This window comes from Kosakonia quasisacchari (genome assembly GCF_004331415.1).
In the GTDB taxonomy this organism is placed as follows: domain Bacteria; phylum Pseudomonadota; class Gammaproteobacteria; order Enterobacterales; family Enterobacteriaceae; genus Kosakonia; species Kosakonia quasisacchari.
This window is the reverse complement of sequence record NZ_SJOP01000098.1, coordinates 1-276: the sequence shown is the minus strand read 5'-3', so window position 1 is coordinate 276 and position 276 is coordinate 1. Positions and strand designations below refer to the sequence as shown.

The window sequence follows — 276 nt, the reverse complement described above, 5'->3', positions numbered from 1 at the left end:
ATTAACCACTTCAGCGTGGATAACCAGTCGGGTATCGACATTATTGGTCCGTTTCAGGGCGGCGGTGGAGGCTGCTGCTACAGCGTACCCGCCCGCTGGAGGTCGGGTATGACGGTGCGTATTGACTGGGAAAGTGGGGTGGGGGATACCGAAGGTTTCCCTGGATTTGGCGATGATGAAAAATATCTTGCTTGGGCTAAAAAAATGAAAGCTCAGAATCGTCAGCACAGCAAAATCGTCCCGGTACCCGACTATAACGGTCAGGATGTCTGCGGT

At 52.9% G+C, this 276-nt stretch carries 1 protein-coding gene; it reads left to right on the top strand.

The genetic code is table 11. From position 1 onward, the window contains the following. A partial coding sequence (locus E0L21_RS24865; RefSeq protein ID WP_131413851.1) for a DUF3304 domain-containing protein occupies positions 1 to 276 on the top strand: 276 nt, incomplete at both ends.